The organism is Ligilactobacillus saerimneri DSM 16049 (assembly GCF_000423265.1).
Classification (GTDB): Bacteria; Bacillota; Bacilli; order Lactobacillales; family Lactobacillaceae; genus Ligilactobacillus; species Ligilactobacillus saerimneri.
The window spans coordinates 1-9995 of the sequence record NZ_KE383995.1 but is presented as its reverse complement, the minus strand read 5'-3'; the positions used below and the strand labels follow the sequence as shown (position 1 = coordinate 9995).

Here is a 9995-nt window from a genome sequence, read left to right as displayed (position 1 = left end):
AACTACCAATCAATTGAGAAAAATACCGGCGTGCCGTTGTACTTTGCCCATGCTTATTCTCCGCATGAACGTGGTAGTAATGAGAATCGTAATCGAGTGTTACGGCGATTTATTCCTAAGGGTCAGCCAATTGAAGAGATTAGTGATGATGAATTGATTCAGATTAACTGGTATCTGAATTCACGGCCACTCAAATGTTTGAACTGGCGAACTCCAATTGAGATCTTTTTGCTTAATCTGCGTCATTAAATTTGTTCAAGTTATTTATTGCAATCTACCGTTTGATAAAAGGTTGTTGATATAGCTCCCTTTGGGCTACTTCTTCTGTCCCCAGATACCGTTGCAAGCGCCAAGCATACGCCCAGCCCGCAAAAAAAGGTGGTTCATACTCCGTGGCTAAGAACTCGGGACCTAATCGTAGTAAGTTTTGTTGTCGTTGGTAACAAAGATTCTGTAAATTACGTACATGGCGTGATGGAAACCGCCACGTGCGCTCTAGCTGATACAGTTGCTTTCTTCTTTGTTCAGGAGTAATTGGGAAAACAAATAATTCCTGTGGTTCATGCATGAACTGCTGCAGCTGCTCAAACGACGAAGTGCGATAACAAAAGTAACGTGGTGGCAAAAAATCAGCCATTTGAATATTATATAGCACTTCAAACTGTGCTCGCCCCACTTCTATATAGAGTAAATAATATCCTAGATGCTGGTGCCACCGGATAAATTGCGCGATCTGGGCTGTCAACTTGTGCTTTATTTGATAACGTCTCCCTAGTAGCCAACAGTATTGAAATCCATGTTGGTGGTAGCCCCTTGAACGCTGAATTAAACGTTTCGTGGTCAACGGTGAGCATTGATACTCTAGTGCCAACCGATAATCCTGGTCTTGATATAAAACATCTGGTCGCTGTGATAATTGTGGAAGAACAGCTTCAACAGTAGTATTCCCAGGCCACTGTTGTAGTTGCTTTACTAGTAACTGTTTACCTTGCAAATGTTCCTGCGTTTCGCCTTCGGCAAAAGTATGGCAGCTATGGCGATAATGGGCAAAATGAGCGACTTTATGGGCCCCTTTACGCAAGATTACTGGACTGTGGCAACCAGGACAAAGTAGATTCTTCTGGGAAGTTGCTTGATTGGCAGCAACTAATTGGTTAGTGTGTAAATCCAATGCGTATAGCATGTCATCCTCTCCTATTCACTAGAAAAATACGTGGTTTTATAGGAAAGTAGACAGGAGCTTGAACTGATTACCCGAACTGACGTTATTTTGGTAAACAAAAAGCGAGAAGTGTAGTTTTTAACTACATTCCCGCTTTAATATTATTGACTATCCCGTTAAGACTTGTTTAGTCACTCTTGGCTATTTTTCTTCTAAAAAATAATATTTGCTCACTTGCAGTGCCGCTTTTTCCATAATAACCTTACCCCGCTCGTGCAATACTTCTGATCGCATCGAACTGGCTTGCCCATATTCATGGGCCAATGCTAACAGATTTGCTTCTTCGCTCGTATCAGTTGTATCTGCAAGAACAACCAATTCTAAATAGTAATTACCTTGATATAGATACAAGTTAGACACTAAATCATCTTTTTGCAACACATTGACTAACGCTAAGTAGTCATCAAAAGAGGCAAACTTGATAACGTATGAAGAATATTCACCGCCATCTTCAATATAGCCTGACACCCCATCACCATCATCCTCAAGACTCGTCCTACGATCGTCACTTTCCATATCTTGACTGAGATCATTAAAGATATGCTCTTTCAAATAATCGGCAATATTAGGTGTCTTTTCCCCAGTATCTTCTTCAACCATGCCATTCATTGGCTGAGAATCTTGCGTTGGCTTCATAATTAGTAGTTCCAACCCATTCCGGTTGGGCATAACCTGAAAAGTCACCGCATCAGTGTCACTAAAGCTATGTTCCTTGTCAACTTCATCTAAAATGCTTCGAAAAAATTCTTCAATTTTTTCTTGGTTTCCAAGCAAATCGAGGACAGTAATTCCACGTTCAGTTAGATCTTGGTTTTCAAGCAAAACACGAATAGTATTTTCATTTATCTTCTTAACTTCCATAGTGGTGCCTGCCTTTGCTAGAGTATTCAGTTAATAATAACAAATAAAAAGTAAAAAGACCACTCTAACATGTGAGTAGCCTTTAACCGTAGATTTTAAAAACCAGCTAAGCGCTGTGCTTCTTGTAATTCCATTGCCCGCACTGTTCTTGGTAAGAAACGCCGAATTTCATCTTCGTTATAACCTACCTGGAGGCGCTTTTCATCTAACATGATCGGACGTCGTAAAATACCAGGATTATTTTGAATTAAATCAAACAAATCCTTTAGCGGTAATTCATCCAAGTCAATGTTCAACTTTTGGTAAGCTTTGGAACGTTGCGAGATGATTTCCTCAGTACCATCTTCCGTCATTTGCAAAATTTCTTTAATTTCATCCTTGGATAAGGGTTCAGCAAAAATATTTCTTTCCTGATAAGGAATATTATGTTCTTCTAACCATGCACGCGCCTTCCGGCATGACGTACAACTAGGTGATGTAAATAAAGTAACCATAAATATCACATTCCTTTATATATGTCAGCCTCACACATCCTACCTATATTTTACCTGTTTTTTTTCAGTAAAGATATAGGTAATTTATTAAATAAACAATAACTTTTTGACACCAATATGTTGCTTATGCCCCATTACAAAGCAAGTATAACTAGCAGATACTCGTATTCGCTTATTATCTTAGGAGCAATAATTCTATAACAACAAATTTACTAACACTATGTAAGTATCTTATCACATCACTTACTTTTTAACAATAGGTATTAAAAAAGATTGGGCAAGCCCAATCTTTTTAATGCACTAGCTTATCCCAAATTACTACTTTACCAGTAGCTAAGGACTGCGGGACATCAATGATTCGTTGGTTAGAACTACCACGGAATTGCAGTGTTAAGTCTTTCAGATCTTCTTCAAATCTTCCATCAACTAAAATATCCAGGTAGGACAATAACTCTAACTTATCTGCAGATTCCACCATCAATTCATCCCACTTATAACCTGTCCAAGACCAAATATCCTTACTATGCCCATATTCTTGGCGAATTCGTTTGACTAGGCGTAAACACACTTGCGTATTCAAAAATGGTTCTCCCCCTAGCAGCGTTAACCCTTGCACATAGGATTCGCCTAGGTCACGTATGATTTGATCTTCTAATTTTTGCGTATACGGATGTCCATAATGAAAATTCTGAGCAACACGGTTGTAGCATCCCGGACATGCGAACTTGCATCCCGAAACATAAAGGCTACACCGTACCCCCTCACCGTCAACAAAATTGAACGGCTTATAATCCGCAATCATCTGCTGGCTTAAATCAGACGCTAACCATTCTTGCGGCTGCGGATTGTGGGGACCCCTTCGTCTTTTAGTCCGCCGTGGTTGTGCCTTTTCCTTTTTAGCTATAAATTGACTGGCCGAAACAAACTGGGTATCGCCACCGATACTAATTTTAATTTGCTTATCAGACATTATTCGACCATCCCATCTGCTAAGTTCTTCTCGCGTGCAGCAATTTCAACGTGGCGCCCATGAACCATTGGCCGTTGCAGTGGATTTCCTAAGTAACCACATGTTCTTTTGACGCAATCACAGGTCTTAGGGTCATGGTTACCACATTCTGGACACTCAAATCCTTTGGCAGTCGCCTTAAATTCACCCTTAAAACCGCACTTAAAGCATTGATCTATCGGCGTATTGGTCCCTAAATACCCTACTTTATCATATGCCCAATCCCATACTGCTTCCAAGGCTTTAGGATTTTGCTTTAAATTAGGATATTCGCAATAATGAATGAATCCGCCAGCAGCATAGTAGGGATAATCTTTTTCAAAATCTAACTTTTCAAATGGTGTGGGGTGCTTCCGCACATCATAGTGGAAACTGTTTGTATAATATTCCTTAGCCGTAATATCCTTTATTTTACCAAATTTAGCAGTATCTAAACGGCAAAAACGATCAGTCAAAGACTCACTTGGAGTTGAGTACACACTAAAGTGATAACCATATTCTCGTGACCATTGTTTACACTTTGCAGCTAGACGTTTAACAATTTCCAAGGTGAAATCATGAGCTTCTTTATTCTTTTCCCAGGTAGGACCAAAGAAATACGTCCCTACTTCATACAGGCCAATATACCCCAAAGAAACCGTTGCTCGTTCGTTCTCAAACAGTTTTTTAACACTTTCACCTGGCTTGAGACGCTGACCAAAAGCACCATATTGATACAGAATAGGCGCATTTTCTGGCTGAGCATCAAGAACTCGTTGGACTTTATAAACCAAAGCGTCTTCGGCTAATTCCATTCGCTCCTCAAAAATTTCCCAAAATTGTTCCATCTTGTGGTCACTTTCTAAAGCAATCCGGGGAAGATTAACCGTAACTACCCCCAGGTTCATCCGGCCCGAATTTACTTCTCGTCCCTGTTCATCCTTCCATCCTTGAAGGAAAGACCGACACCCCATAGGAGCTTTAAAGCTGCCTGTTATCTTCTTGATCGTGTCATACATCAAAACATCTGGATACATCCGCTTTGTTGCACATTCAACGGCCAGTTGCTTGATATCATAGTTAGGATCACCAGGCTGCAAGTTTAAACCCCGTTTTATAGTAAACACGAGCTTAGGAAAAATGGCTGTCCGTTTTTCACGGCCTAATCCGGCAATTCTAATCCGTAAAATTGATTTTTGAATTTCCCGAGCAATCCACGACGTTCCCAAGCCAAACCCTAAAGTGGTAAATGGAGTTTGTCCTTGCGAAGAAAAAAGCGTATTGATCTCATATTCTAATCCCTGCATTGCATCATAGATATCTTTTTTCGTCCGTTTCTTGGCAAAACGTTCTTGTTTATCAGGGTTATCGATAAATTCAGCTGATTCCCGTAAATGTTTTTCATAATTGCGTAAGGCAAATGGTTCTAATACTTCATCGATTCGGTCAGCAGAGCATCCCCCATACTGACTGGATGCAACGTTAGCAATTATTTGCGCCATCTGTGCAGTCGCTGTCTGAATAGACTTAGGTGACTCAACTTCAGCATTACCAATCTTAAAACCATTGGTCAACATTTCTTTAAAATCAATCAAACAGCAGTTAGTCATTGGGCTCCATGGCGTATAGTCCAAATCGTGCCAATGGATGTCCCCCCGCAAATGAGCCTTAGCAACATGTTCAGGCATCATTTTTAAGCCTAAAGTTTTACCAACTGTCCCAGCCGTTAAATCTCTTTGGGTATTAAAAACGTTGCTATCTTTGTTAGCATTTTCATGCACTAACGTTGGATCTTTTGACTGTAACCGTGCTAACCTTTTTTCAGGATTGGTTTGAACTTCCCAATCAGCTAATTGTTGGTGCCGCACTGTCAAATATTGGTCAGCTGCATCATTCAGCCCTTGTTCACGCAAAACTGCTAGCAAGGTATGCCGAATCTCTGCAGTTGTTACTTGATCTTGTCCTGCCCAACTATCTGCCAACTGTGCCAGAATCAGCTCTTGATCACTAGTACTGATGTTCATCTGCTGTAAAATATGTATGATTTTGTATAATCCAAATGGCATCTGATAACCATCATTTTTTTTAACCTGCTTTGGAAAGGCAAATTTGACTGCTGTTCTGGTTTCCATTATTAGCGCCCCTTCATCCTATATATCTATATATTGTATATAAAGCTATCAAAAACCACAACATATCGTGTGGCAAACAACTATATTCTATACTGTCCCCTTGTTAAATACAATACCAATTATTTACCTCTATATATAAATCGTTATAACTTTGCGCATTTTCGACAAAAAATTAATTTAAGTTCATTAAAGTTGCTAGCGTTTTTATATCAGCTATAATGAAAATGTATACATTATAGAAAAGAGGGTCCAATTATGGAACATCATATTGACTTAAGTAAAATTGGTGAACAAACTAAACAAGGATTAACTGAAATGTTAAGCCAATCCAACTTTAAAGCCGGTGACATCTTTGTTCTAGGTATGAGCACTAGTGAAGTTCAAGGCAAACACATTGGCAAACACCCTAGTTTGGATGTTGCACATACCATCGTTAACACGATCCACCATACTCTCAAACCTTTAGGCATTCATTTGGCTGTTCAAGGATGTGAACACTTGAACCGTGCGTTAGTAGTTGAACGTTCCGTGGCAGAAGCCAACAACTTAGAAATTGTAACGGTCTTCCCTCAGGTTCATGCTGGTGGCTCCGGTCAAATTGCTGCTTTCGAGGCATTTGAAGATCCTGTTGAAGTTGAACATATCGTTGCTGCTGGCGGAATGGACATCGGCGACACTTCCATCGGGATGCATGTCAAGTTTGTACAAATTCCTGTCCGCACTTCTATCACTGAAATTGGTGATGCCCATGTTACTTATCTCAAGTCCCGACCAAAATTAATCGGGGGAGCACGTGCTAAGTACGAATGGGATCCATTTGACACCAAGCATCCAGTTAACCAATACTACATGCACTAAGCATAAAATCTCGTAAATAAATTGCCCGATAATTATTAGACAAATTGTGCTAATGATTATCGGGCATTTTTTATTAAGAGCAATTCTGAAATATAAAACATTGTGATCAAAGTATGACACCCTGATCCTCCATACCAACTGAAGATTTCTTATCGAAAAATAATCATTTAAGCAAAACAAAAAGCATGAATTCGGAAGAATACCAAATTCATGCTTGGGTAATTGACTCGCTAATTTTTCTAACTCTTTTTGCTTTACAAATTAACGGTTGATACGTGCATTTTATCAGCGTGCGCCATCACCAGTAAACATTATTTTAATCGTTTGCAAAGCAATTTTTATGTCAAAACCAAATGAGTAATGCTCGATATAGTAATTATCCAGGTGGCACTTTTCATCTGGGGCAATATCATAGCCCCCGTTCACTTGAGCATATCCTGTAATACCAGGGATGATCCGTAAACGTTGCGGAAATTCTGGCCATTGCTTGAAAAACTTCTCAGTCAATTCAGGACGTTCAGGGCGAGGACCAACTAAACTCATGTCTCCCTTTAAAACATTCCAAAATTGTGGCAGTTCATCAATACGGGTTTTACGCATAAATTTGCCGACAGGTGTCACCCGCGGATCATCTTTTTGCGCCCAAACCGCGCCGGTTTTAGCCTCAGCATCGTTGCGCATCGAGCGTAGCTTTACCACATAGAAGTTCTTTCCCATATAACCAACCCGTTCTTGCTTATAGAAGACAGGTCCTTTAGAAGTCAATTTAATGATTATTCCAAAGATAATAATAAACGGAATACTGATGATCATTCCAATTAGCCCAAATATAATGTCCCAGAATCTTTTCCAGACTAGTTTAGACTTAGGGATCGGTTCCCCAATATGTTTTAAATAATCATACTCAGTTTTCACATCATTCATTGCTTAATATACTCCCAATATTCTTCAAGACCTTTTTCTAGTCCCCACTGAGGCTTAAACCCTAACTCAGTTAACCGTGCCACATCAGCTAGTGATTCTGCAATGTCACCAGCCCGCCGATCCGCAAAAGTAATCTCAAGGTCTTTTCCTGCTACCCGTTCATATTGGCGGATAACATCTAACAAGGCCGTTTGATGGCCGTAACCAATGTTATAGACATCATTGCTCTCCTGCTTTTCACTAATAAAGATCAGTGCATTAACAATGTCCTTAACATAAATAAAATCACGTGTCTGACTTCCATCACCGTATAAGGTAAATCCTTCATCATCCAACAGACATTTTGTCACAATCGATAAAACACCTGAATAAGGTGAATTAGGATTTTGCCGTGGTCCAAAAACATTAAAGAACCGAACAGCCACCGTCTTTAAACCATATAACGTCCCATAATCAATCGTATAACGCTCTGCAGCATACTTGTCGATCGCATATGGGGTCAGAGGTTGCACCCGACTATCTTCGCGCTTGGGAAGTTCAGGATAATTTCCGTATACAGCCGCCGAAGATGTAAAAAGAAACTTCTTAGGATGTAAATCACGTACCCGTAAATATTCTAATGTATCTACAACTGATTCCAAGTTGACTTGATGTGTCTCATAAGGACGCACTACCGAATCAGCTACACTTGATACAGCTGCTAAATAATAAATATAGTCAAAGTTTTCGTCTAAAATCTGATGCATAAAAGCATGGTCACAAACATCGTGTTCATAAAATGTAATCTTGTCCCATACTTCAGTTAAATTGGCTTTAATCCCCATTGATAAATCGTCGATCACAGTTACTTGATAACCTTTATTAACCAATTCAATTACCAGATTGGACCCGATAAAGCCTGCACCACCAGTAACTAGTACCTTTGTCATTATTTACTCCTCTCTATACCCTATCATTGCCAATAATCAGTAATAGCAATATTGCTCTCTTTTGAATTATCAGTATAACCGTCTGTTAGAATAAAAGTTCATGTTTCTTTAAGTATGAGCTTAAACTCGCCGCTAGAACTAACAGCTAGTAGAGAACAATAAGCCACAGGTATATGGTCGAGCTATAAACAAGGGAAGTTGTATTACTAACAAACTTCCCCCTCAAACTTTTCAAGAACACCTTAAAATTTACTATTTATTCCTTATTATGTCAATACTTATCAGTGTTTCACTGCTATTACCAGACTAAAATAACGTGCTAATATGTAAAGGTTCAGTCTTTTAATATTATTAAATTATAAAAAAAGAGCCCTAAAATAGAGCTCCATTGATACCGGTGATCGGGGTCGAACCGATACGTCCTAACGGACACTAGATTTTGAGTCTAGCGCGTCTGCCAATTCCGCCACACCGGCATAATATTAAATTATGTTAACGCCTGGTTAGATTACTAACCAAAGGCGGTAACCGGATTCGAACCGGTGATAAAGGTTTTGCAGACCTCTGCCTTACCACTTGGCTATACCGCCATATTAATGGATCAAATCCTCATATTGGGGTAGCTGGATTCGAACCAGCGCATGAAGGAGTCAAAGTCCTTTGCCTTACCGCTTGGCTATACCCCAATATTTAAGGGCGATAGATGGGATTCGAACCCACGCGTGCCGGAGCCACAATCCGGTGTGTTAACCAGCTTCACCACTATCGCCATCAATGGCAGGGGTAGTAGGAATCGAACCCACACTGACGGTTTTGGAGACCGTAGTTCTACCGTTAAACTATACCCCTATAAATGGATGGGAGTGGATTCGAACCACCGAACCCGAAGGAGCGGATTTACAGTCCGCCGCGTTTAGCCAGACTTCGCTACCCATCCATAATGGCGCGGGACGGAGTCGAACCGCCGACACATGGAGCTTCAATCCATTGCTCTACCAACTGAGCTACCGAGCCATAATATAAACGGTCCTAACCGGATTTGAACCGGTGATCTCCTGCGTGACAGGCAGGCGTGATAACCCCTACACCATAGGACCAAAATTGCGGGAGCCGGATTTGAACCAACGACCTTCGGGTTATGAGCCCGACGAGCTACCAGACTGCTCCATCCCGCGATAATAAAAAGGAGGATGAGAGATTCGAACTCTCGCGCGGTTTGACCCGCCTGACGGTTTTCAAGACCGTTCCCTTCAGCCAGACTTGGGTAATCCTCCATATATAAACCATGTCAACTACACGGTCCGATGGACCTTGTAGGATTCGAACCTACGACCGAGCGGTTATGAGCCGCCTGCTCTAACCAGCTGAGCTAAAGGTCCAAATACAACATGAATATCGCGGCGGGGGGGATCGAACCCTCGACCTCCCGGGTATGAACCGGACGCTCTAGCCAGCTGAGCTACACCGCGATCATCTGATGTTAAACCATCATATCGGGAAAACAGGATTCGAACCTGCGACCCCCTGGTCCCAAACCAGGTGCTCTACCAAGCTGAGCTATTTCCCGAAAAAGTGCACCCAGCAGGA

8 protein-coding genes, 13 tRNA genes and 1 pseudogene are annotated in these 9995 nt (G+C 40.9%); 2 read left to right on the top strand and 20 right to left on the bottom strand.

Features of this window, described 5'->3' with window-relative positions:
• Positions 1-249: pseudogene (locus G541_RS0108800) on the top strand (IS30 family transposase); the annotation flags it as partial.
• A 25-nt stretch (positions 250-274) separates the two neighbouring features.
• On the opposite strand, the gene G541_RS10070 reads toward G541_RS0108800, so the two are convergent.
• The 5 genes from G541_RS10070 to nrdD all read right to left on the bottom strand — a co-directional run bounded on the left by G541_RS10070 (position 275) and on the right by nrdD (position 5697).
• Entirely contained in the window at positions 275-1183 is a 909-nt protein-coding gene (locus G541_RS10070) for a competence protein CoiA (RefSeq protein WP_051174647.1), read from the bottom strand.
• A gap of 180 nt (positions 1184-1363) precedes the next feature.
• Positions 1364-2083: an adaptor protein MecA gene (locus G541_RS0108790; RefSeq protein ID WP_027827180.1), complete on the bottom strand. Its 720-nt coding sequence runs from the start codon at positions 2081-2083 to the stop codon at positions 1364-1366.
• Positions 2084-2178: 95 nt separating this feature from the next.
• Complete coding sequence (spxA, locus tag G541_RS0108785; protein WP_009553859.1) at positions 2179-2577, bottom strand: transcriptional regulator SpxA; 399 nt, start codon at positions 2575-2577, stop codon at positions 2179-2181.
• Positions 2578-2869: 292 nt separating this feature from the next.
• A complete protein-coding gene (nrdG, locus tag G541_RS0108780) occupies positions 2870-3547 on the bottom strand; it encodes an anaerobic ribonucleoside-triphosphate reductase activating protein (protein WP_420890031.1) in 678 nt (225 codons plus the stop codon).
• Complete coding sequence (gene nrdD, locus G541_RS0108775; RefSeq protein WP_027827178.1) at positions 3547-5697, bottom strand: anaerobic ribonucleoside-triphosphate reductase; 2151 nt, start codon at positions 5695-5697, stop codon at positions 3547-3549. Before nrdD ends, nrdG begins: the two co-directional genes overlap by 1 nt.
• Before the next feature lie 255 nt (positions 5698-5952).
• Between nrdD and G541_RS0108770 the strand changes: the two genes are divergently transcribed.
• On the top strand, positions 5953-6555 hold the full coding sequence (locus G541_RS0108770; RefSeq protein ID WP_009553862.1) for a TIGR01440 family protein: 603 nt from the start codon (positions 5953-5955) through the stop codon (positions 6553-6555).
• A 285-nt stretch (positions 6556-6840) separates the two neighbouring features.
• Here G541_RS0108770 and G541_RS0108765 read toward each other — a convergent pair whose 3' ends face one another.
• The 15 genes from G541_RS0108765 to G541_RS0108695 all read right to left on the bottom strand — a co-directional run bounded on the left by G541_RS0108765 (position 6841) and on the right by G541_RS0108695 (position 9975).
• A complete protein-coding gene (locus G541_RS0108765; RefSeq protein WP_027827176.1) occupies positions 6841-7479 on the bottom strand; it encodes an exopolysaccharide biosynthesis polyprenyl glycosylphosphotransferase in 639 nt (212 codons plus the stop codon).
• On the bottom strand, positions 7476-8408 hold the full coding sequence (locus tag G541_RS0108760) for an NAD-dependent epimerase/dehydratase family protein (RefSeq protein ID WP_027827175.1): 933 nt from the start codon (positions 8406-8408) through the stop codon (positions 7476-7478). Before G541_RS0108760 ends, G541_RS0108765 begins: the two co-directional genes overlap by 4 nt.
• A gap of 392 nt (positions 8409-8800) precedes the next feature.
• Positions 8801-8884: transfer RNA gene (locus G541_RS0108755), tRNA-Leu, on the bottom strand.
• 43 nt (positions 8885-8927) lie between these two features.
• Positions 8928-8998, bottom strand: a tRNA-Cys gene (locus G541_RS0108750).
• Between the two features lie 24 nt (positions 8999-9022).
• A tRNA-Gln gene (locus G541_RS0108745) sits at positions 9023-9094 on the bottom strand.
• Between the two features lie 9 nt (positions 9095-9103).
• Positions 9104-9177: transfer RNA gene (locus G541_RS0108740), tRNA-His, on the bottom strand.
• Positions 9178-9183: 6 nt separating this feature from the next.
• Positions 9184-9257, bottom strand: a tRNA-Trp gene (locus G541_RS0108735).
• A 5-nt stretch (positions 9258-9262) separates the two neighbouring features.
• Positions 9263-9345: transfer RNA gene (locus tag G541_RS0108730), tRNA-Tyr, on the bottom strand.
• A 4-nt stretch (positions 9346-9349) separates the two neighbouring features.
• Positions 9350-9422: transfer RNA gene (locus G541_RS0108725), tRNA-Phe, on the bottom strand.
• A gap of 10 nt (positions 9423-9432) precedes the next feature.
• Positions 9433-9505 (bottom strand) — tRNA-Asp (locus G541_RS0108720).
• Between the two features lie 4 nt (positions 9506-9509).
• Positions 9510-9583, bottom strand: a tRNA-Met gene (locus G541_RS0108715).
• A gap of 9 nt (positions 9584-9592) precedes the next feature.
• A tRNA-Ser gene (locus tag G541_RS0108710) sits at positions 9593-9682 on the bottom strand.
• A 31-nt stretch (positions 9683-9713) separates the two neighbouring features.
• Positions 9714-9787 (bottom strand) — tRNA-Ile (locus tag G541_RS0108705).
• Positions 9788-9803: 16 nt separating this feature from the next.
• A tRNA-Met gene (locus tag G541_RS0108700) sits at positions 9804-9877 on the bottom strand.
• A 24-nt stretch (positions 9878-9901) separates the two neighbouring features.
• Positions 9902-9975: transfer RNA gene (locus tag G541_RS0108695), tRNA-Pro, on the bottom strand.
• Between the last annotated feature and the right edge of the window lie 20 nt (positions 9976-9995).

Excerpts from the sequence above, each read along its gene's own strand:
- G541_RS10070 (WP_051174647.1), bottom strand. The coding sequence starts at position 1,183 with ATGCTATACGCATTGGATTTACACACTAACCAATTAGTTGCTGCCAAT.
- G541_RS0108790 (WP_027827180.1), bottom strand. The coding sequence starts at position 2,083 with ATGGAAGTTAAGAAGATAAATGAAAATACTATTCGTGTTTTGCTTGAA.
- spxA (WP_009553859.1), bottom strand. The coding sequence starts at position 2,577 with ATGGTTACTTTATTTACATCACCTAGTTGTACGTCATGCCGGAAGGCG.
- nrdG (WP_420890031.1), bottom strand. The coding sequence starts at position 3,547 with ATGTCTGATAAGCAAATTAAAATTAGTATCGGTGGCGATACCCAGTTT.
- nrdD (WP_027827178.1), bottom strand. The coding sequence starts at position 5,697 with ATGGAAACCAGAACAGCAGTCAAATTTGCCTTTCCAAAGCAGGTTAAA.
- G541_RS0108770 (WP_009553862.1), top strand. The coding sequence starts at position 5,953 with ATGGAACATCATATTGACTTAAGTAAAATTGGTGAACAAACTAAACAA.
- G541_RS0108765 (WP_027827176.1), bottom strand. The coding sequence starts at position 7,479 with ATGAATGATGTGAAAACTGAGTATGATTATTTAAAACATATTGGGGAA.
- G541_RS0108760 (WP_027827175.1), bottom strand. The coding sequence starts at position 8,408 with ATGACAAAGGTACTAGTTACTGGTGGTGCAGGCTTTATCGGGTCCAAT.